22 protein-coding genes and 1 riboswitch are annotated in these 22,514 nt (G+C 38.6%); of the genes, 21 read left to right on the top strand and 1 reads right to left on the bottom strand.

Translation table 11 applies throughout. The features are described from left to right. The first annotated feature begins 15 nt into the window (after positions 1 to 15). The 3 genes from tpiA (at position 16) to KHQ31_RS04595 (ending at position 2,869) form a co-directional block, all read left to right on the top strand. Positions 16 to 804 (top strand): triose-phosphate isomerase, encoded by a 789-nt coding sequence (gene tpiA / locus KHQ31_RS04605; protein WP_213408261.1) that lies wholly within the window; start codon positions 16 to 18, stop codon positions 802 to 804. Next, positions 804 to 1,502 (top strand): MIP/aquaporin family protein, encoded by a 699-nt coding sequence (locus KHQ31_RS04600; protein WP_213408259.1) that lies wholly within the window; start codon positions 804 to 806, stop codon positions 1,500 to 1,502. The genes tpiA and KHQ31_RS04600 overlap by 1 nt, the downstream gene beginning before the upstream one ends. 206 nt (positions 1,503 to 1,708) lie before the next feature. Beyond that, positions 1,709 to 2,869 (top strand): CDP-glycerol glycerophosphotransferase family protein, encoded by a 1,161-nt coding sequence (locus KHQ31_RS04595; RefSeq protein WP_213408257.1) that lies wholly within the window; start codon positions 1,709 to 1,711, stop codon positions 2,867 to 2,869. Between the two features lie 94 nt (positions 2,870 to 2,963). Here the strand turns inward: KHQ31_RS04595 and KHQ31_RS04590 are convergent, their stop codons facing one another. Further along, the gene (locus tag KHQ31_RS04590) at positions 2,964 to 3,512 is read right to left on the bottom strand and encodes a hypothetical protein (RefSeq protein WP_213408255.1); all 549 of its coding nucleotides are present in this window, start codon (positions 3,510 to 3,512) and stop codon (positions 2,964 to 2,966) included. 205 nt (positions 3,513 to 3,717) lie between these two features. Between KHQ31_RS04590 and KHQ31_RS04585 the strand changes: the two genes are divergently transcribed. From KHQ31_RS04585 to KHQ31_RS04500, 18 genes are all read left to right on the top strand, one after another. After that, positions 3,718 to 4,590: a CvfB family protein gene (locus KHQ31_RS04585; protein WP_213408253.1), complete on the top strand. Its 873-nt coding sequence runs from the start codon at positions 3,718 to 3,720 to the stop codon at positions 4,588 to 4,590. Positions 4,591 to 4,648: 58 nt separating this feature from the next. After that, positions 4,649 to 5,554, top strand: coding sequence for a site-specific tyrosine recombinase XerD (gene xerD, locus KHQ31_RS04580; RefSeq protein WP_213408251.1), 906 nt, complete (start codon positions 4,649 to 4,651; stop codon positions 5,552 to 5,554). Between the two features lie 22 nt (positions 5,555 to 5,576). Further along, the gene (locus KHQ31_RS04575; protein WP_213408249.1) at positions 5,577 to 5,951 is read left to right on the top strand and encodes a reductase; all 375 of its coding nucleotides are present in this window, start codon (positions 5,577 to 5,579) and stop codon (positions 5,949 to 5,951) included. Further along, positions 5,944 to 6,723: a segregation and condensation protein A gene (locus tag KHQ31_RS04570; protein WP_213408246.1), complete on the top strand. Its 780-nt coding sequence runs from the start codon at positions 5,944 to 5,946 to the stop codon at positions 6,721 to 6,723. Before KHQ31_RS04575 ends, KHQ31_RS04570 begins: the two co-directional genes overlap by 8 nt. 3 nt (positions 6,724 to 6,726) lie before the next feature. Next, on the top strand, positions 6,727 to 7,338 hold the full coding sequence (gene scpB, locus KHQ31_RS04565; protein ID WP_213408244.1) for an SMC-Scp complex subunit ScpB: 612 nt from the start codon (positions 6,727 to 6,729) through the stop codon (positions 7,336 to 7,338). Further along, positions 7,331 to 8,101 (top strand): pseudouridine synthase, encoded by a 771-nt coding sequence (locus KHQ31_RS04560; protein ID WP_213408242.1) that lies wholly within the window; start codon positions 7,331 to 7,333, stop codon positions 8,099 to 8,101. Before scpB ends, KHQ31_RS04560 begins: the two co-directional genes overlap by 8 nt. Positions 8,102 to 8,161: 60 nt before the next feature. Beyond that, a riboswitch (FMN riboswitch) is annotated at positions 8,162 to 8,279 on the top strand. A gap of 74 nt (positions 8,280 to 8,353) precedes the next feature. Then, on the top strand, positions 8,354 to 8,941 hold the full coding sequence (locus KHQ31_RS04555) for an ECF transporter S component (RefSeq protein ID WP_213408240.1): 588 nt from the start codon (positions 8,354 to 8,356) through the stop codon (positions 8,939 to 8,941). Positions 8,942 to 8,959: 18 nt separating this feature from the next. Then, positions 8,960 to 10,006 carry a hypothetical protein gene (locus tag KHQ31_RS04550; protein WP_213408238.1) on the top strand — a complete coding sequence of 349 codons (1,047 nt, stop codon included), beginning with the start codon at positions 8,960 to 8,962 and terminating at the stop codon, positions 10,004 to 10,006. After that, positions 10,006 to 11,442, top strand: coding sequence for a RecQ family ATP-dependent DNA helicase (locus KHQ31_RS04545; protein WP_264336048.1), 1,437 nt, complete (start codon positions 10,006 to 10,008; stop codon positions 11,440 to 11,442). Before KHQ31_RS04550 ends, KHQ31_RS04545 begins: the two co-directional genes overlap by 1 nt. A 165-nt stretch (positions 11,443 to 11,607) precedes the next feature. Further along, the gene (locus KHQ31_RS04540) at positions 11,608 to 12,171 is read left to right on the top strand and encodes a LysM peptidoglycan-binding domain-containing protein (protein ID WP_213408236.1); all 564 of its coding nucleotides are present in this window, start codon (positions 11,608 to 11,610) and stop codon (positions 12,169 to 12,171) included. 120 nt (positions 12,172 to 12,291) lie between these two features. After that, positions 12,292 to 12,969 carry a (d)CMP kinase gene (cmk, locus tag KHQ31_RS04535; protein WP_213408234.1) on the top strand — a complete coding sequence of 226 codons (678 nt, stop codon included), beginning with the start codon at positions 12,292 to 12,294 and terminating at the stop codon, positions 12,967 to 12,969. 95 nt (positions 12,970 to 13,064) lie between these two features. After that, positions 13,065 to 14,312 carry a 30S ribosomal protein S1 gene (gene rpsA / locus KHQ31_RS04530; protein WP_213408232.1) on the top strand — a complete coding sequence of 416 codons (1,248 nt, stop codon included), beginning with the start codon at positions 13,065 to 13,067 and terminating at the stop codon, positions 14,310 to 14,312. Between the two features lie 135 nt (positions 14,313 to 14,447). Further along, the gene (gene der, locus KHQ31_RS04525; protein ID WP_213408230.1) at positions 14,448 to 15,758 is read left to right on the top strand and encodes a ribosome biogenesis GTPase Der; all 1,311 of its coding nucleotides are present in this window, start codon (positions 14,448 to 14,450) and stop codon (positions 15,756 to 15,758) included. A gap of 331 nt (positions 15,759 to 16,089) precedes the next feature. After that, a complete protein-coding gene (locus KHQ31_RS04520) occupies positions 16,090 to 16,365 on the top strand; it encodes an HU family DNA-binding protein (protein ID WP_009496463.1) in 276 nt (91 codons plus the stop codon). Between the two features lie 357 nt (positions 16,366 to 16,722). Next, positions 16,723 to 17,157, top strand: a complete 435-nt coding sequence (locus tag KHQ31_RS04515) for a hypothetical protein (protein WP_213408228.1) — start codon at positions 16,723 to 16,725, stop codon at positions 17,155 to 17,157. A gap of 11 nt (positions 17,158 to 17,168) precedes the next feature. Then, entirely contained in the window at positions 17,169 to 18,311 is a 1,143-nt protein-coding gene (locus KHQ31_RS04510; protein WP_213408226.1) for a glycosyltransferase, read from the top strand. Next, on the top strand, positions 18,280 to 21,012 hold the full coding sequence (locus KHQ31_RS04505) for a CDP-glycerol glycerophosphotransferase family protein (protein WP_213408224.1): 2,733 nt from the start codon (positions 18,280 to 18,282) through the stop codon (positions 21,010 to 21,012). Before KHQ31_RS04510 ends, KHQ31_RS04505 begins: the two co-directional genes overlap by 32 nt. A gap of 45 nt (positions 21,013 to 21,057) precedes the next feature. Continuing rightward, positions 21,058 to 22,476, top strand: coding sequence for a CDP-glycerol glycerophosphotransferase family protein (locus KHQ31_RS04500; protein WP_213408222.1), 1,419 nt, complete (start codon positions 21,058 to 21,060; stop codon positions 22,474 to 22,476). Positions 22,477 to 22,514: the final 38 nt, after the last annotated feature.

Here is a 22,514-nt window from a genome sequence, read left to right as displayed (position 1 = left end):
AAGGGTGATTGGATTATGAGAGTACCGTTCATTGTTGGGAATTGGAAGACAAACAAGCAAGCCGCTGAAGTACATGACTTCTTGCGTGCAATCGAAGGCAAGTTGCCAGAATCAGACGTCATCGAAGTGGGAATCGCGGCGCAAGATATCTTCTTGCACGAAATGGTTGTTGCTGCAGAAACTTCTGAAGAACCAGTACAAGTGTTCTCCGAAAACACGCACTGGGCTGATGAAGGATCATACACTGGTGAAACATCACCAGCTGCGTTGGCTGACATCGGTGTTCATGGAGCCATCATTGGTCACTACGAACGTCGTAAGATGTTTAAGGAAACAAATGGAACTGTTGGGTTGAAGGTTGCTGCTGCATTGCGTAATGGGCTAACACCAATTATCGCGATTGCTGAAGATACTACTCGTTACAACCCAAGTGACATCGAAATGCCACCGTTGACTGAAATCGCGGTTGCGTTGGCTGGTATTGACCGTACGAAGGCAGACAAGATTGTCATTGCTTACGAACCTGCTTGGGCCATTGGTGGTAGTGAAGCACCAACAATGGATGTCATCGAACACTCAGCAAAGGTTATCCGTGCTTCATTGGCGATCTTGTTCACACAAGAAGTCGCTGATAAGATCCGTATTCAATATGGTGGAGCGGTAACACCTGATAACGCTGCTGAAATCATGAAGCAACCTAACATCGACGGATTGTTGATTGGACGTGCTTCTCTAAATCCAGATAACTTCTTACAAATGATTGACGATGCTGTCGTCAGCACAAAAGAAAAGGGTGACCTATAATGCGTTTAAAAATGTTTGGTGAGTTCGTTGGAACAGCCTTATTGATTTATCTTGGAACTGGATTGGTTGTCTTTGGTGGACCTTACACAGATCTACTTGGCCCAGCCATGGGTTGGGGATTGATGCTAGCGGTCTTGGTCTACACATTCGGCCCCATGTCTGGCGCACACTTTAACCCAGCCGTAACGCTAATGATGTTCTTGACTAAGCGTATGCCTGGTAAAGAAGCTGGACAATATCTTGTTGCACAACTAGCTGGTGGTTTGATTGGTGAATTGCTACTTGTTGCAACATACAAGTCAGTTCTAGCCAACACTGGTTTGAGCTGGTCAGCCGGTGTCGCAGCTAACAACTTGAATGCGACTGTATTTCCTAACTTAAGCGTTGGAATGGCCTTCCTAACTGAAGTTGTCCTAACAACGATCTTGTTGATTGCCGTCTTGGTACTAAACAACGACAAGCTAGGCGTTAACGGTGCCCAAGGCGCAGTGGTAGTTGGATTGACAATCTTCGTTTTGGTTATGGTTGGTGGTAACTTGACTGGTGCCTCAATGAACCCAGTTCGTTCATTGTTCCCAGCTTTGTTCGCTGGTGGGGAAGCACTATCATCAGTATGGCTATACCTTACAGCACCATTTGTTGGAACATTGATTGCGGTTGGAATCGATCGTTACTTCTTGACTGACAAGGCTGCTTAAAACTTAAAAAATACCCTGACTAGTCAAAAGTCGATATTAATCGATAGATGGTCAGGGTATTTTTATATTGACGAATATTATGATAAAGTAGCGCTGAAGTGGCACTATATCGCTTGTTCTAACAGGTAGTTAGTTTGACTTAGCTGGCGACAATTGATAAAATTAAAAAGATTTAGAGGCTAGATTCTGAGAGTGGGAAAAGATATATGTGGAAGCAAAAAGCCAAAGGTGCTTGGCAAAATACATTAAAAATATGGGCAAAGTTTATTCGAAAAGATAAGCGCATGATTATCTTTTCAAGCTTTGATGGGCGTGGCTATTCAGATAGTCCTCGTGCAATGTTTGAGTATATGAAATCAGATACACAATATACTGATTTTACATTTGTCTTTGCTCTGAAGAAAGGCGTAGATGTTACGATACCAGCAGCGACAGTCGTACGTACAAAGACATTGAAATACTTTTACTATCTTTTAAAGGCTAAGTATTGGGTGTTTAATGCTCGCATGCCAGACTATCTGTATAAAAAAGATGATCAAATTTATCTACAAACATGGCATGGAACGCCATTGAAACGTTTGGCAGATGATATTAATCAATCAAATAATGTCTTTACTAACGGGCAAACGTCTTATAAAAATATGATCCGTGGGTATGAAATAGAGAGTGAACGATGGGATTATCTATTAGCTTACAGTCCTTATACTGAGTCGATTTTTAGATCTGCTTTTATGTATCAAGATAAACCTGTTATTCAAGCTGGCCTACCGCGTAATCAACGGTTAATTGATGCAACAACGGATGAAAAAGCTGAATTGCGTGGGCGATATAATATTCCGCAGGATAAAAAAGTGATTTTATATGCCCCAACTTATCGTGATGATGCCTCGGATGATGGCACTAATTGTAGTTTGGAAGTTAATTTTAAACTATGGCGTGAATTGTTAGGGGATGAGTACTATGTGGTCTTTAAGCCACATTATTTCATTAAACAAGTAGATACAGATATTTCGCATATGACTGATTTCGTACAAGAAATTGATGCTGGAGCGGAGATTAACGATCTATATATCATGAGTGACGTTTTAATTACGGACTACTCAAGTGTTTTCTTTGATTACGCCTTGTTAGGACGTCCGATTTATTTTTACATGTATGATTTTGATAAATACAAAAATCAATTACGTGGCTTTTATCTAGACGTTAAGCATGACTTACCAAATAAAATTCACACATCTGAAATCGAGATGTTAGAGGCTGTCAAAGCTAATGATTTCGACACTCAAGTACTTGCTGAGTTTAATGAGAAATTTAATCCTTGGCAAAGAAAAGACACAATTAAGCGCATTTTAAATGAATTGATTTAAGTCAGTATTCGAATGGGCGCTATAAAAATAAGTACACAATAAAACCCGGTCGTCTGATAACTCAGATAACCGGGTTTTGTGTTTTTTGAAGTAATTACTTATCTTCAACGTCGTAACGCTTTTGACGGAATTCCTTCTTTTGATCCTTAGTTGGTGCATAGATCATCTTTAGGTATGCTTCACGCCAGTCATCAAATGACTTAGCCAATTCAGCGATATCATCAGGAATATCGGCACGAGGGATGTAGTCAATTTCTGGGTGGTCAGCCAAGTAGCTTTCAATCCAAGCGTTGATCTTTTCGTGACCAGCGTTTTCTTCATCAATGTTGAACCAGTTTGTTGGTTCAACATTGATTAGGTCGTCTTCGATTTCGAAAATTTCCATTGTTCCGCGAACCTTGAAAGGACGGATCAACTTAACGGCTGGGTTGAACTTCCAGATGTAACCATCTTCAGTTTCTTCGATTTCTTCAAGTTGAACCACGGCTCCGGCCATGCTTGATGGTAGACCAGCTTCCTTCAAAGCGTATGAAGTCACCAACAAGTCTCCACGGTGTTCGGTAGTGAAGTTGTAGATAACACCCTTCTTAGCACCAACAAGAATGTCGATCAAAACTTGTGGCTCCATTGCAACTGCGTACATAATATAAATCTCCTTATCACGTTTGTGTATGCTGATTATTTTAGCATGTTCCTGCGTATAAAAGAATAAGCAGAAAAAGAAATACTGTTTTTTGATAAGTCACATGTTTAAGCATATAAATTCCCAATCACACCGTAAAATCTGTTAGAATAAAACTAATTGAAACTATGCAAGTTGGCGTATGACGCCTGCAAGGAGGAACCCTATGGCTCACACAGTTGGTGAAATTATCACCGCAACCGTTACAGATGAAAATGATATGGATTTCTTCGCTCAAGTTGATGGAGTTACATATGCCATTGACAAGCGCGAATTAGAAAAGCCCCTAAAGATTGGGGGGATGGTGACAGGTTTTGCTTACGAAAATGATCGTCATCAATTACAAATTACAAAGAATGTCCCAGACGTTCGCCTAGGACACTATGCTTGGGGAACTGTGACTGATATCCGTCGTGACCTTGGTGTCTTCGTTGATATTGGTTTGCCAAACAAGGACTTGGCTTTGTCACTTGATGAATTGCCAACGATCAAGGAATTGTGGCCACAACGTGGTGACAAGTTGATGGTGACATTGCGTATCGACAACAAGGATCGTCTATGGGCAGAACTTGGTTCAGGTGAAGTGATGCAAGCTATCCGTGTGCCTGCAAAGCCATACATGCGTAATCAAAATGTTAAGGCCACAGTTTACCGTTTGAAGATGGTTGGAACTTTGGTTATTACAGAACATTACCAATTAGGATTTATCCACCCAAGTGAACGTAACCGCGAACCACGTCTTGGTGAAGAAGTAGATGTACGTGTTATCGGTGTTCGTGAAGACGGAAACTTGAACCTATCAATGCGTCCACGTAACTTGGAAGTGTTGGGTGAAGACGCACAAATGATTTTGACGTTGTTAGAACGTTCAGCAACACACACATTGCCATATAATGACAAGTCAGAACCTAAGTTGATTTCTCGTTACTTTGGAATGTCTAAGTCACAATTCAAGCGTGCCGTTGGTACTTTGTACAAGCAACGTAAGATTACACAAGATGAAGACGGACTACACTTGGTTGAAACTGAAGAAAACTAAGCACCAGTCACGTTAATCCATCAAGGTTAACGACAATGTTAGAAGGGAGTAGAAAATCATGAAAATTGATGTCGGACCATTCCAAGATCAACTGATGGATTATCTACACTATCTAACAGTTGAACGTGGATTATCACAAAACACTAAATTGTCGTATCAACAAGATTTAGTAAAATTCTTCAAATTCTTACAAGATAAAAAATTATCATTAAGTGACGTTGATCGTTTTCTCGTCATGGATTTCTTGAAAGAACTAGATGACCAAGGCAAGGCACGTAATTCAATCATTCATATGGTTTCAACGCTCCGTAAATTCTTTCAGTTTGCATTGGAATCTGGTTGGGTCACGATGAATCCAATGGAGCATGTTGATCCGCCGAAGAAAGCGCAACACTTACCAGCTGTATTAACAACCAGTGAGGTTGATGATCTTTTAGCATTACCAGATACGAATACACGATTAGGTTTGCGTAATCGTACGATGTTAGAAGTGATGTATGCGACTGGTTTACGTGTCAGCGAACTTGTTAATCTGAAATTAGATGATTTACATTTAGACTTAGGTTTAATTAAGACGCTTGGTAAAGGGGACAAGGAACGTATTATTCCTATTGGTGATATCGCCGCTAAATGGTTAACGCGTTATATTAATGAAGCACGTCCACTGCAAGGCAAACAACAAGATCCAAAGATTGTTTTCTTGAATGATCATGGGCGTCAGTTGACCCGCCAAGGTGTGTGGAAGTTAATTAAACAATGGGTAAACCAAGCTGGTATCACTAAGGAAGTGTCACCGCACACGCTGCGTCATTCATTTGCGACGCATATTTTAGAAAATGGGGCTGATTTACGTATTGTTCAAGAATTGTTGGGGCATGCGGACATCTCAACAACCCAGATTTATACACATATTTCAGACAAGCGTTTAACGCAAGTCTACAATCAAAGTCATCCACGGGCTTAATGTTGAAAAGGAGAAAACGTCGATGTTGAATATTGTCAAAAAAGATCAAGAAAAAATCGCGATTGGGCTTTTGTCTTATTTGCCACGTTTTCGTGAATTCCATCGAGCACAACGTGAATTTGCTTGGTATGAATCAAATCCTAAAGATCGTCAATTATTGTTATGGCGTAATAATGATACTAATCATTACTCAGCTGTGATTGGCGTTGAATTTGCCTATGGAAACGTTGTAGTCTGCTTGCTCGCTTTTGGAGCAGAAGTGCCGCACACAGAAAGACGTGAACGTTTGTTTGAGATTTTAGATTCGTTACAACGTTCATTCCATGGCCAAATGATTTTAGGTACATTACGTACGCAAGAATTAATTACGAAATGGCAGCGTGAAATGAATGACTGATGTACTAACTTATCACTTAGAAGATTTTGATGGGCCACTAGACCTATTACTTCATTTGATTAAGATTAATGAAATGGATATCTTTGATATTCCAATCGTGGATATTACCCAACAATATTTGGAGTTTTTGCATACTGCAGAGGCGCATAATTTGGATGTGGGCGGTGATTTCTTGGTGATGGCGGCCACGTTAATGGCTATTAAGGCTAGTTACCTATTACCGCAACCAGAAATTTTTGATCCCGACGCTGAATTAGATCCATTATTGGAGCAGGGTGACCCACGTGAAGAGTTGATGCAGCAATTGTTGGAGTACCAACAATATCAAGAAGCTGCCGAAGATTTGCGTGAACTTGAAGGTGCACGTCAATTGCAATTCTCGCGTGCTGCAATGGATGTACCAGATGATATTGATGCTGCACCATTACCGGTAGGCCTTGAACTAGAGGACTTACAAGCAGCGTTCACACGATTGTTGCAGAAACGTACAGTGAAAGAACAGCGTGGGCAAACACGTACTATGCGTAATGAAACATGGTCTGTACGTCAACAAATGAATTTGGTAATGCAACGTGTCATGGAAGAACGAGATGTGACCTTTGACTCACTATTTGGACCTGATGATAGTCGTGATAAGATCGTAACGACTTTCTTAGGACTACTAGAATTGGTACGCCATCAACATATTTTGGTGGACCAAGCAGAGAAGTTTGGCACAATACGTTTTACACCTGGTGAGTTACCATACACATTTAAAGAAGAAGGAAATTAACGGATGAGTACCCGACAACAAATTGAAGCTGTCTTATTCGTGGCAGGGGATGAAGGAGTCACAATCGCTGAAATGAGCGCGATTACTGGTTTCTCCTTTTCGGCAATAGCCCAAATTTTAGATGATTTAGCTGAACACTATGTTGCTGATGAAGATTCAAGTCTGGATTTGTTGCAGACCGATGATCGTTATCAATTAGTGACTAAGGCTGAGTTAGCGGATACTGTTCGACGTTATTTTACGGTGCCGTTAACGACATCATTGTCACAAGCATCATTAGAAGTATTGGCCATTGTGGCATATAAGCAACCAATTACGCGAATTGGAATCGATGAAATTCGTCGTGTTCAATCACAAGCCACTTTGCAAAAGTTAATGCTACGTAATTTAGTGGAGATCAAAGGCCGTTCAAAGGAAATTGGTCGTCCAAACTTATATGGGACAACGGATTACTTCTTGAATTATTTCGGTTTGAACAAATTGACAGATTTGCCACCATTAGGGGAACTAGACCTATTGGAAGCATTGAAAACAGTAGAAAACACAACAGTCCCATTGATGAACGATGAGTCATCATTTGAGACAACAGAGAACAATGGAGAAGAAAATGGCTGAACGACTACAAAAAGTTATGGCACAAGCCGGGGTTGCGTCACGACGTGCCTCTGAAAAGCTAATCGCAGAAGGAAGTGTTTCTGTTAACGGTAAGATCGTGACAGAACTTGGAACTAAGGTTGAACGTGGGGACAAGATTCAAGTTAATGGAACACCAATCGAAGGGACTGAAAAGAAGGTATACTACCTACTAAACAAGCCTCGTGGGGTTGTGACAACAACTTCTGACGATAAGGATCGTGACACAGTTATGGACGTTTTGAAGGACGTGCAAGAACGTGTTTACCCAGTTGGACGTTTGGATTACGACACTACAGGTGTGTTGTTGATGACCAACGATGGTGAATTGGCCAACATGCTAATGCACCCTAAGTACAACATCGACAAGGTGTATGTTGCGAAGGTTAAGGGAATTCCAACTAACGATCAACTAAAGGAATTGCGTCAAGGTGTGACAGTGCGTACGGTTGAAAAGAACCGTCACGTGACTTATCATGCAGCGCCAGCTAAGGCTGAAGTGATCTCAACTGATCACCGTAAGCAAGTGGCAATGGTTCGTTTGACAATTCATGAAGGACGTTACCACCAAGTTAAGGAAATGATGAAGGCCGTTGGTCATCCAGTTATTAAGTTGACACGTGAACGTTACGGAATGCTTGATTTGACTGGCTTGGTGCCAGGTGAATACCGTGACTTGCGTTACGAAGAAGTCCAAAACTTGAAGTCAGGACAACAATTCCGTAAGTCTGGTGGACGTCTATAAACAATTGACAGTTGCATTTAATTGATTTACTATATAAAAGTAAGTTGATTAAACAATTAAATATTTCTTCAGGGCAGGGTGAGATTCCCGACCGGCGGTAAAGTCCGCGACTCGCGTAAGCGATTGACATGGTGCAATTCCATGACCGACAGTAAAGTCTGGTATGCAGAAGAACTAAAAACCATAGACGAAAGTGTCTTTTTTAGGTCGCCCTGGACTTAGAAAAGGCATTTTTTATTTGGAGGAAAAAACATGCAACGTATTAAATCACTCACAGTTATCTCAATTTTAGGGACAATGTCCTTCATTTTGATGCTTTTGACACAATTTCCGATTGTGCCAGGGGTTTCGTTCTTAAAGATGGACTTTTCATTTGTGCCTGTATTTTTAGGTGCAATGTTAGTAAATGTTAAGACTGGTTATACCATTTTGATATTACGCTCTGTGCTAAAATTACTATTAGATAATGGTGGGGTAGAAACTTACATTGGACTACCAATGAATATCATTGGGTTAGCGGTCTTGCTAACTGTCGTCATGAAGGTGATGGGAACTGATTTTACAACATGGCGTGTTTCACGTTATGTCATGGCATCATTAGCTGGAACATTGCTATTAACTGTGGTGATGGTTGGAATGAACTATGTCTACGGAATTCCGCTATATGCCTGGTTAGTTAACTTTGACATTAATCAGATTTTTGGAACAGGCAACTACTTAATCTACATGGTTGTACCATTTAATTTATTATTCGGGGCAATCTTAATGATCGTATTAGGGATGCTAGTCTTTCCATTTAAGGCGATGTTTGCACGTTTACGCCAACAATTACAAGGGTAGTCAAACAGGGAGGCTGATATGAATCCGCATTTCTTATTAGAATTATTTTCAGCGCAACAACCCCGACGCAGTCGGATTATTTACGCTGTCTTGAAAAATGAAATGACCGTATCAGCTGAATATTGGGCACTACGTTACAATATTTTACGTTTTGCCCGTGTTCTACCAGAATTAACGAAAAAACAGTTTGACCAATTCATTAAACAATTAGTTAAACAAGGCGCTTTAAAAGAAGTAGATGAAGGCATTTATATTCGCACCGCTGTTGGAAATGACCTGTGGGAGACGTATCAACGTGAGCATTATCAATTACGATATGCTGATGTTTTTGTGAACTATAATGTTACGAATTTTGCGCAGGTGATGTTGCTGACGAATCAAGTTATATCTGAATGGTCGTACGCTAATAAAGCTTATTATCCAATGCAGATTAACCAACAACAGATGGCCTACGTAAAGATGTGGTTTCAACAACAAGATAAAGCAACCTTAGTTGAGGCATGGACTAAGGCAGTCAGTGATTTTCTTAAGACCTTAGATGAACATGAAGCGAATCAATTCATTGCAACATGGTCCGGCCATGACGTGATAGGTTTAGCCAATTCACAGTTAGAGCTACCGGTGACTTGGACTGAATGGGACAGTATGATGTGGCAACGTGATATCTATGCGAAATGGTTACGTCATGTGGAAACGAATGATGTTGCACCATTACGTGCACTAGTTGATCTGGTTGCGCGTTTAAGTGGGCCGTTATCAAAAGTACAACGTAGTTTAGCAGGGCTTCAAGCAGGATATCAAGAAGATGTGATTTCCCAACACCAACATCTAAAACTGGGCACGGTACGCGAACATTTTCTAACCGCTGCGATTTGGTTGCCACTGAGTGGCTTTCCATATGAACAGTTTCTAACCGATGAAGTGAAACGTTATTTTGAAGAAACATTAACAGGATCAATTGATACGTGGCGTTTTACAATGGTACGCATGACTGGTGATCCATATGAATTTCTTGTCTTTCGCCTGTATCAAATTTGGTTAACGAAATTGGAGGTTGAAGCATAATGGCAGAACAAGATATCTATCAAGTCTTGCAACAACGCTTTGGTTTCAATCGATTTAAACCTGGTCAAGAGGAAATTATTCAAGCATTATTGGATCAAGAACCAGTTATGGCGATGTTGCCAACCGGGGGTGGTAAGTCCTTAATTTATCAGATGATGGGATATCTGCGACCTGGTGTCACAATCATCGTCACGCCATTGTTGTCATTAATGCAAGATCAAGTTGCGCGTTTGAATTACCAAGGTGAGCGTGCTGTCGTCGCGTTCAATTCCACGTTAACTGGATATGAACGCCAACGTGTCTTAGAACGCATTGATCGATATCGTTTCATCTTCATTTCTCCAGAAATGTTGAATCAAGAAGAAGTGATGCATGCGTTACAACGTGTACAGATCAACTTAATGGTCATTGACGAAGCACATACGATGCTGACGTGGGGGCCGGATTTTAGACCGGATTACTTAGCTTTAACGCAAATTCATGAGCAATTAAAGGCGCCGCAATTATTGTTATTAACAGCGACAGCGACGCCAAGTATGTTAAGTGATTTAAAAAGCTATTTTCCATTAGTTGCTAAGAAGTGGTTTACCTACGTTGAATCAGTCGATCGGCCCAATATTTATTTGCACACGGAACATTTTCAACAGCGCAAAGATAAGAAGGACCGCTTAGGCGGTTTAATTAATCAATTACAAGGACCAGGCCTTGTGTATTTCTCTAGTCGTAATGAAGCAACGAATATGGCCCGAGAAATGCAACGAGAAACGGGAAAGCGAATTGCTGCGTATCATGGTGGCTTAGAAACGACGGAACGTTATCGCATTCAACAACAGTTCATGCAGGGGCAGCTAGACGTGATTATGGCGACATCTGCCTTTGGAATGGGAATTGATAAAGATAACATTCGTTATGTGATTCATTACCATATGAGTAGTGATATTCCCAATTATTTACAAGAATTTGGTCGTGCGGGCCGAAATGGGGAGAATGCAGTAGCAATTTTATTGTTTGCTCCTGGGGATGAACAGCTACATTATGGATTAATTGATCAAACGATTCCTGATGATCAAACGATTAAAATGTTTTATCAGACTGGTCGAATACAATCGCCAGAAAAGCAACAGCTCTTAACGTACTATCAAAATGCTGACTATCGTGAAGTTGAAGTGTTGGATATTATGCATGCTCGTAAAAATGCACGCTACGCAGATTTAGAAAAAATGCGGCAATATGCAAATGCAAACGGACGCTTGCGAGAGAAAATCTTACAATTTTTTGGTGAAACATTACCATCTGATTATGAACTTTACGAATCAGTAGGACAACGTTTGTGGCAGCCGGAAGAATTAGGATTAATCGCAACGGAAACGCCCGACGTGCAAGATAGCTTGCAAAATTGGCAAGTAAAGTTAGCGCAATTGTTTAAGAAAAAGTAAAAGAGCGGACAGAAAAACGATGTTTTAAGCTGGTTTTCGCTAAATATGTCCTAAAGTTAGTTAAAATTTTCTATGTTTGTTAAGGATTTATAATTATTTGTGTTTATTGTTCCTTTAACCTGTATGCTAGGTTTATGAAAAGGCAAGAGTAGGAGGAACAACAACATGTCTGAAAACGAAGAAAAAGTGCAAAAAGACTCACAAGAGCCATGGGACAATAGTTTTTCAGGAAGCAAGCCTGAACAAACATCTCGTGTTGCACATCGCCGTAAGACCCAACAAGTCCGAGTTATTATCGGTGTGTTGATTGCGGCTGTGGTTGCATTATCAATGGTACCGGTAATCGGATACCTACAAACATTGAATCAACCAACTAGCCAAGAACAAGCATGGTCAAAGACAATGACGTCAGAGACTAAGGTAACAAGCTTCTCAAGTGATGCTGCCAAGTCTGAAGAAAAGGCTGCAGCAAAGAAGGCTGAAGCTGAAAGCCAAAAGGCTCAAGAAGAAGCTAAAAAAGCAGCTGATCAAGAATCAAAGGCTGAATCTAAGTCAGAGGATAAGAACAAAGACAAGGATAAGGATCAAAAGACCGTTGCTGTTGAAGCAGGTCAAGGAGCTTTCCGTGTTGCAACTAATGCTGGTATCACAGTTGATGAATTGCGCACACTGAACCCAGGCGTTAACATTGATAGTTTGTCAGCCGGACAAATGTTGCGTGTTAAGTAATTAATAATAACGATAAAAGACTTTTTGCTGACCTGATTATCGGGATAGTAACAAGTCTTTTTTTTATATGAAAATTAGCGTAAAATAGAAATTATTAACAAAGTAGAGGGAATGTGAATAATGAATTTAATCCAGATTGCAATTGATGGCCCCGCATCAGCTGGGAAGTCAACTATCGCAAAGATTTTGGCTAACGATTTAGACTACGTGTATGTTGATACTGGTGCGATGTATCGTACTGTAACGCTTGCCGTGTTACGCGCAGGTATAGATCCGAGTGATGAAACAGCCGTAACAGATTTATTGCCGACAATTAATATTCGTTTTGCTCCTGGAGAAGACGGCCAACGTGTCTTTTTAAATGAAGATGAGGTGACAAAAGATATTCGATCATCTGAAGTTGTGAAGCATGTATCAGCAGTTGCGTCATACGTGGCAGTTCGTACAGCAATGACGAAAAAGCAACGTGATATTACAGCAACAAATAGTGTGGTGATGGATGGCCGTGATATTGGGACGACTGTTTTACCTGATGCACAAGTAAAGATTTTTTTGATTGCATCAGTTCAAGAACGCGCAGAACGTCGCTATCGAGAAAATCAATTGAAGGGCACAGCTGCAGAGGAATCATTAGAAGAAATTGCAGTAGCCATTGAACGTCGAGATTATCTAGATTCACATCGTGAAATTTCTCCACTACGTAAAGCAGATGATGCAGTTGAAGTTGATACAACAGGTCACACAATTGAAGAAGTTGTGGAATCTGTAAAGAAAATCATGGCGACAAAAATTAATTAAAAACATTTCGGCTCAGCCCATTTTAGGACTAGTAATTAAATATTGTATCTAGTATAATTATTGCTAGAGTCGTGTGACCAGGAGGATATATTGTAATGAACGAAGAAAACAATGAGTTATTGGCAGCTCTTGACAGCGTAGCCGAAGTTAAAGTTGGTGATGTAGTTAAGGGTGAAGTCTTAGCAATTGATGATAACCGTCAAGTTATCGTTGGTATTGAAGGAGCCGGTGTTGAAGGAGTAATCCCAATGCGCGAACTTACTTCAGACCGCGATGCAGACGTTAACGATCTTGTTAAGGTTGGAGACGTTATTGATTTGGTAGTTGTATCAACTATCGGATCTGACAAGGAAGGTGGATCATACCTACTTTCAAAGCGTCGCCTTGAAGCTCGTCGTGCTTGGGAAGAAATCGCAAGCAAGTTTAACGCAGGTGACATCGTTGAAGCACCTGTTACCCAAGTTGTTAAGGGTGGATTGGTTGTAGACGTTGCTGGAGTACGTGGATTCGTACCTGCATCAATGATCGAAAACCGCTTTGTACAAGATTTGAACCAATACAAGGGTCAAACTATCCGTGCAAAGATCATCGAAATCGATCCTACTGAAAGCCGTTTGATCTTGTCACGTCGCGATGTTTTGAACGAAGAACGTTCTGAAGCATTGGCACGTGTATTCAACGAATTGGCTGAAGGTGATGTTGTTGAAGGTAAGGTTGCTCGTATGACTAACTTTGGTGCCTTCATCGACCTTGGTGGTGTAGATGGTTTGGTACACGTATCTGAAATCTCACACGATCGCGTTTCACAACCTTCTGACGTATTGTCAGTTGGTGATGATGTTAAGGTTAAGATTTTGGGATTGGACCCTGAAAAGGAACGTATCTCATTGTCAATCAAGGCAACTCAACCAGGACCATGGGAAGCAGCTGCTGAAAACGCTCCTGAAGGAACTGTTCTTGAAGGAACTGTTAAGCGTGTAGTTGACTTCGGTGCCTTTGTGGAAGTATTCCCAGGTGTTGAAGGACTAGTTCACGTTTCACAAATTGCTCACAAGCACGTGAACAACCCAGCCGACGTTTTGACTGCTGGTGACAAGGTTAACGTTAAGGTTCTTGAAGTGAACCCTGACAAGCAACGTTTGTCATTGTCAATCAAGGCTTTGGAAGAAGCGCCTGAACGCGAAGAAAACGCCTCATCATCAAACAACAATGGTGGTGACCGTCCTCGTCGTCAACGTCGTCCTCGTCAAGAAGCTGCTCCAAAGAACTACTCAACTTCTGAAGAAGAAGGATCAGCAACTTTGGGTGACGCCTTTGGTGACATCTTCAAGGATTTCAACTAATTAATTAGTTAAAATTACTAACGATTAAGCGTGTGTTAGGATCTCCTGACACACGCTTAATTTTTTTATCTTTATATATCCGCTAAGTGTTATACTAAAGATATCTTTATTTTACGAAAAAAAGGAGGAAGTGAGATGGCATTACCAGTTATGGCGATCGTTGGTCGCCCAAACGTTGGAAAGTCTACTATCTTCAACTCTATTGCAGGTGATCGTATTTCTATCGTGGAAGATACTCCCGGTATTACGCGTGATCGTATTTACACACGTGCAGAATGGTTGACACAAGAATTCCGTTTGATTGATACAGGTGGAATTGACATTGATGACGAACCATTCATGTCACAAATTACACATCAAGCTGAAATTGCGATTGATGAAGCTGATGTGATTGTTTTCGTTGTTTCTGCTAAGGAAGGTATGACAGAAGCGGATGAACGTGTTGCAAAGATTTTGTACCGTTCAAAGAAGCCTGTTGTGCTAGCAGTTAACAAGGTTGACAACGTTGAAATGCGTGCAGAAATTTATGATTTCTACGCACTTGGATTTGGGGAACCATTCCCAATTTCTGGTACGCACCGTACTGGAATGGGAGACCTGTTGGATCAAGTCGTTAAGGAATTCCCAGAAACTGATGGGGTCACTGATGACGATAAGATTCGTTTCTCATTGATTGGACGTCCTAACGTTGGAAAGTCTTCAATTGTTAATGCATTGTTGGGTGAAGAACGTGTTATCGTTTCTAACATTGCTGGAACAACTCGTGACGCAATCGACACAAAGTTTACAACACCTGAAGGTGATGAATTCGTGATGGTCGACACGGCCGGAATTCGTAAGCGTGGTAAGGTCTACGAAACAACAGAAAAGTATTCAGTTATGCGTGCGATGCGTGCGATTGATGACTCAAACGTTGTGTTGATGGTCTTGAACGCTGAAGAAGGTATTCGTGAACAAGACAAGCACGTTGCTGGTTACGCTCACGAAGCTGGACGTGCAATTGTGATCGTTGTTAACAAGTGGGATACACTTGAAAAGAACAACAACACAATGAAGGAATTTGAAGAAACTATTCGTAGTGAATTCCAATACCTATCATACGCCCCCATTATTTTCGTTTCTGCTAAGACTAAGCAACGTTTGGACAAGTTGCCTGCCTTGATTAAGCAAGTAGACGAGAATCACAAGCGTCGTATTCAATCTGCAACATTGAATGAAGTTATCATGGATGCCTTGGCGTTGAATCCAACGCCAAGCGTTAATGGTAAGCGTCTACGCGTTTACTACGCAACGCAAGTGGCTGTTCAACCACCTACATTCGTCGTGTTTGTTAATGAACCAGAACTAATGCACTTTTCATATGCGCGTTTCCTAGAAAATCAAATCCGTAAGTCATTTGACTTTACTGGAACGCCAATTCACTTGATTAAGCGTGCTCGTAAATAATAAAAAGCCTGGATTTTAAAAGAGTCCGGGCTTTTTTGTATAGTTTAGTGGGTTAACAACGCTTTTTGTTAATAAAAAATACTTAATATATAATTTATACAGATAAAAAGAATGGAAGTTTTTGATTAAATAGACTTTTTTAGGCGATGAAAACGATAACAAAAATGTTTAGATTCTCTTAAAACGTTGATATAATAGGCTTTTTTACGTGTTTTTGTTGTTTATATGGATATAGTATGTTATTCTGTATATTGAAATAGAAAGTTTAGAAAGCTATTTCAACATTTAATTGGGAGTTCCAATTTGCTATCAAACAGGAGGACATTTTGATATGGCTAACAAGCAAGAATTGGTAAATGATGTTGCAACTGCAACTGGTTTGACTAAGAAGGACGCTGCTTCAGCAGTAGACGCCGTTTTCTCATCTATCCAAGATTCATTGGCTAAGGGAGAAAAGGTTCAATTGATCGGATTCGGTAACTTTGAAGTTCGTTCACGTGCCGCACGTAAGGGACGTAACCCACAAACAAAGGAAGAAATCGAAATTCCAGCATCAAAGGTACCTGCATTCAAGCCTGGTAAGGCATTGAAGGACGCCGTTAAGTAAGCAAACCGCTATAGACTGCAGTTTATTAGCGTTTTGGGGACAGTTTAGGGGACATACATAAGAGACAGCAATGAATCGGTGTGTACTAAACATCAAAAAGAGAGTTAACTCATTGGAGTTAACTCTTTTTTTATGTTTATAAATACTATTAAATTTTTAGAACATGGCAGAGTATGAAACTTAACCAAACCTTTGAGATATGATATAATGTTGTTTATATTGCGATTATTCTAATTGTAGGCTAAACGTATACGTTTTTTGAACTACTGTAGGTATGTCGAAAGCGTGTTAGAAGTTTGGTATATATTATGAACGTATCAAAAATATTGTCTGTTATGAGTATTAACCGGGAGGGTTATGATGAAGAGTGATATTAATAAATTGTTTAACCGATTGAAGTTTGCAGGAAACCTAGCATTTTTGATTGGTGTGGTTGGATCAGTGGAAAAATTGTTACGTAAAAAGACCGATTTTCCTACAAATTCTAATGATAAGCAAGTGTATTTGTTTATGAATGATGAAGTGTATGCATTACAATCAGGTAATGTAGTTGAAATTGATAGTAAGCCAGAGAGTGGCTACGTGATTATGACATCACGTGAAACTATTTTTAAATTGGGAAAGTTTTTGAATGTAAAACCAGGTCCAGATTACATGAACCGTATTTTTATTCAATTAAAGCGTGCCAAGAATATTAAGAAATATAAGGACATTATTGCAATTGTTGAAGATGACTTTCAAACCAACATGTCTATTTCTGATATTACACACATTATCATCACGCAACTGTAAGGGGAAAATAAATGAATCGAAAAGTAGTGTTTTTTGTTTACAATATACATGGGATTGGTGGAACTGTTCGTACAATTGTTAATCAAGCTAATTTTTTAGTTAGCAAGGGTTTCACTGTTGATATTGTAAGTTTACGTTTCGCAAATAAAGTAACAAAGTTCGACATTGATCCACGTATAAACTTGATTGATTTATTTACAGATGGTAAAGATAAGAAAAACGAATTTTTTGAGACTCCAAGTGAAGTCTTTGATGCAACAGAACCTTTGTTTGACCGTGTTAACAAGCAAATTGACAACGCGTTGATCGAGGCTATTGAAAGCTACGAAGATGCTTTCTTGGTATCTACAATTCCATCAATTTCATTTGCTTTGTCTGATTATGCGCATGAAAATGCTATCACAATTGCACAAGAGCATTCAGAAATTAAGTCTTTTGAGGCTGATGTTATTGAAAAAATGCGTGAAAAGTATAATAAGTTAAACTACATTATTACACTTAATGAAGCATCACGTGCGGAGTTACAACGCATGGTGGGTGTTTCTAAAGAACAAACTCTGGCTATTCCAAATGGTATCCAAGTATCTAAGTATACAAGTACAAATAAAAATAAAACGATGTTAACAATCGGTCGCCTTTCAGAAGAAAAAGGCTTTGATCGCATTCCTGAAATTTTCTCACTAATTTCAGATGAATATCCAGATTGGGAAGTTCGAATTCATGGTGTTGGATCTGAAAAAGAAGTTATTCAATCAGAAATTAACAAATACTATTTAGGTGATAAAGTTCATATTTTCCCAAGTACACAAAAGCCCGATCGAGATATGGCAGAGGGAAGTATCTACTTGGTTCCATCACGTTTCGAATCATTCGGATTAACTATTATTGAAGCGTTGTCTGCTGGGTTAGTTCCAATTGCATACAAAACACAAGGAAGTGACTTCCTGATTAAAGATGGATACAATGGTCTTTTGTTTGAACAAGACGATGTTGAAGGGTTTGCAGCAGGATTAAGTGATTTAATCTCGAATCCCGAAAAGCGACAAGAACTTGTGCGAAATGGGCAAGCAACAGTGAATGAATATAGTATGAATACCATTGGGGAAAAATGGGTAGCGTTTTATGAAGGGATTAACAACGATGCAACTGTATGATGCGAGTAGCACAGCACTAATTTTTAACAGCGACCTTACAATTAATAATGTTTTTTTTAAGAATGAAACAGGGGAACGATATAACGTATCTTTCGAAATGGAAGACGGTAAGCTTGTAGTTCCTTTTGAAGAATTACAAGCTTTAGAAGGAAACAATGGCATTTATTACACAGATAGTAATGATGATGTATACGAAGTATCAAATATCCAGAATGGTGTATTCTACTTCAATAAGTTAGCAGCCACTTTTACAGACGAAGACTTCAATATCGTGCCTCTAAGTGAAGAGGACCCACAAGTTAAAGTTGAAAATGCTCAAAATGGATACTTGATCTTTTCATTTCCTGATAATGAATACTGTGAAATTGAATTAACAGACGATTTACATTTCCAAGTACAAATGTTCAACAAACCGAGTGTTAAAGTGTTGAAGGCAGACAAAGACGTTGTTTATTTTGATGCCAACGAAGCATTTACGTTGGTACTAAAGAACGATAAATTGGGAACAGAATTACTTATTCCGGTTGTTGAAAGTGATGGCACATATTCATTACCGCTTAGTGAATTAAGTAAAGTCTCTTTGAAATTCGGTGTATACCATGCTTTCTTTAATACGAAAGACTCATCACGTAATTATCGCTTTCAATTTGATGAATCTGATATAGATTTTACACAAAGCTTTAACATTCTTACTGAATTATCACCAACTACTATTACGTTATCAAACAGCAGTGCTGGTTTTGTATGGTATGCCAAAGATATCATGATGAAGACATGGTTTACCACAGATACATCTTTTTCTTTGAATGTAGAAATGTTGCCGTTTATTACGGGTGATATTCAATTACGTAGTATCATTTCTTCAAACGGACAGACTATTTCGTATAGTTCAAAGTCAGTTGATGAGAAGGTTCTATATACTTTATCAATTTCAGATGCTGTATATACTAATGAGTCATTTTCTTTCTTGTTTGTAGATGAACAAACAGGAAAGTTTATTAATGTTCCTGTTTGTGACAATCGTTCTGCATACTATGCACCAAATAAATATTCAATGCCTTATTATGTTAAGTCATTGAATGATAACCTTTTGTGCGTGGAAAACGATACAGCATTAACTGTTACGACATTTTATGATGCGATAAGCGTAGTTCCAGAAGTGAACAGTTCACAATCAATGGTGAATAAATCTAGTTGGTTATCAAAATCCTTTGGTAAAGGAAGTTTGGTAGAAGAAACAACAGAATCTGTATCTGAAGAAGATTTGACGACAAATCCACTATATGTAGAAATTCACAGTAAGATTTATAAAGTTGCTGAATTCGAATATAAAAACAATAAGTTAGAGTTAAGTGACTTTAAAAATAGCACATTTAATTTATTGACATTGGCAAACGGACGTTTCCAAATCTCAACAGAGATTTTCTCAATTGATTCAGAAGGAAAACGCAAGTCTGTAAAGTTTAAAGAACCAATTGAAATTATTTTGAATCAAATGGATAAATTTACAATATACTTGTCTACCAACAAAACTCAACATTTAGTATTACGAACTAAGAATATGAATGAAATGTTCCTAAATAATGATTTGGAACTATATCATTCAACTTTTTCTAGTGAGTTTACTGATGATAATAAAGAGCTTTGGTTGATTGGTGAAAACCAAGGTGACATCAAAGGTGACAACAGTTTTGTGTTTTTTGATTGGATGGTAAATAATAAGTCCGATAGTGTTAAGGTATATTTGGTCGTAAGCCGTAACGAAACAGAATTATTAGAAAAATATCCCGATAATACAGTTATCAAAAATTCATTGGGACATGATGCGCTCTTGAAGATTGCAGAGCGCTTAATTGTTACTCACAGTGTTATGGATGTTTCGGGGTCAAAGGGATACTATAATAAACCTGTATTTTATCTACAACATGGTGTTATTGCACTAAAACGCGTTCAATATACACCAGATAGCTATGCAGGCAATTTAAAGAAATTCATGGTTAGTTCAACACTAGAAGCTGACTTGATGATTAAGGAAAATGGTTTCGATGAAAATCGTATTGCAGTGACTGGATTATCACGAATGGATAATCTAACGCAAGCAGTCAATAATGGTGTCCGTCATATTACATTTTTCCCAACTTGGCGTGATTGGATTAAAGAGCCAAAGGAAAATGACTTATTTAATTATGAATTACGCCGCTTCCTAGAAAATCCTGAATTATCACGTTTATTAGCGGAAAATAATTGTACGATGACAGTCGCTTTCCATGATTTCTTCTTGCAAAATCTTGGATACGATCCACGTAACACGTTTGAAGCAGAATTTGACAATATTACATTTGAAGCTGGTTCATCAATTGGTGATTTGATTAAGTCATCAGATTTGTTGATCACAGATTATTCATCAGTCGTTTGGGACTTCCTATATCAAGGAAAGAACATTATGCTGTTCCAACCAGATATTTATGATTATAAGAAGCACCGTAGCAGTTATATTGATATGGAAAAATCATTTGAAGGTATGGTTTACTACAATTCAGATAGTTTAGTAGAGGCTATGTCAGCATTGGTAACTGAAGGTCGAACAGAAGCGTATGAAGAACAATTAAAGACTCTACAACATAAACATTTTGACAATATTGATCACCAAAATTCACAACGTGTCTATGACGCAATTGTCGATACACCACTGGACGATTAGAGTGATACATGAGTGTCTGAATAATAACTAGTTAGAGAGGCACATATGGCACAGTATTTAAAATTAATATCTCGTAAAAATGATAATGTCATTCTTACGAAGAAAAAGTCTATTCTTGGAATAAGAAATGACTGTATTTCAAACGTTGATTTTCAAGAACGAGAAATTTATGATGTTTTCTATGAGGATGGTCGTGTTTATACAATCAATAAATTAACGTATTTATTGATGATGTTTTTTCCGATGTTATTTGTGACACGGAAAAATCGATTTATGGTATTTCCATACGGCAGGGGACATAAAAAATTATCGATTTCGATCTTACCGGATAATGGCAAAAAATTTCATCATTATTTGATGGAATATTTTGCTTATAGTGCGGGACGGTTTCTAAAATGTTTTTGGGAAAATCCTATTTTGATTTTTGAAAAATATGCCAATTATGCCGAAGACTCAGCATATCTTGTCTATAAGAAATTTCGAGAAGTACATCCAGACATACCTGTATATTATGTAATGAAGCGGGATAGTCGAGATATTGGTAAATTTAAGGATGATGACCATATCATTTTGTTTGGGACAATGAAGCATTTTATTTTTCTTGTAGCTTGTAAAATGTTTGTTTCAACAGAAGGGAAAGGACATTCTTATTTCTGGGGTGATCGTAATGGACTAATTCCAAGAACAATTAAATTAAAGCCATTTATCTTTTTACAACACGGTGTAATTGGATTTAAGAAAATAGACTATATTTTTAATGCTAAAAGCGTATATGGGCCTGACTTATTTGTTGCAAGTAGTGATTTTGAAAAACAAATCATTGATCAAGAATTGGGGTATGGCGAAAGCCACAACAAAAAAGTTATTGTAACCGGATTACCTCGTTTTGATAAGATAATTACGGATAAAAGTAAGCAAAAATATACTACTTTTTTCTATACTTGGCGCCCTTGGCTAGAAAGTAAAACTATTGAAGAACAACTGAATAGTGACTACGCAAAACACATTCGTAACATTGCACAACGAGCACAGAAAGATTCAAGTATAAAAATTATCTTACATCCTAAAATGATTAGTTTAATGCGATCTGAAGTTGATGCATTTCCAAGTGTTTTCATTAACACTGATGAAACATCTATTAAATCTGTGTTTGATCAAACTAAATTATTAGTAACTGATTATTCATCTGTAGCATGGGAAGCGTATTATCGTAACATTCCAGTTATTTTCGATATGTTTGATCAAAATATGTATGAAAGTATTGTAGGATCTTATCTCGATCTTAATCATGTACCTTTTGGGCTAAAGCTTGATGTTTTGAATAACTGGCAAACAGTTGTTAATTATAATTATGTTTTGAGTGAAAAAGATGCACAACAAAAGCATATGTACTTCAAGTATAGCGATAAAGATAATACTGACCGATGTGTTGCTCATATTTTAAATTATTATCGGGATAACTAATTTACGTTAGGCGTGACATAGTGAATATTCGAATAGAA

Origin of the sequence: Weissella ceti (assembly GCF_018394055.1) — a bacterium.
GTDB classification, from domain to species: Bacteria; Bacillota; Bacilli; order Lactobacillales; family Lactobacillaceae; genus Weissella; species Weissella ceti.
This window is presented reverse-complemented; position numbering and strand designations above follow the sequence as displayed.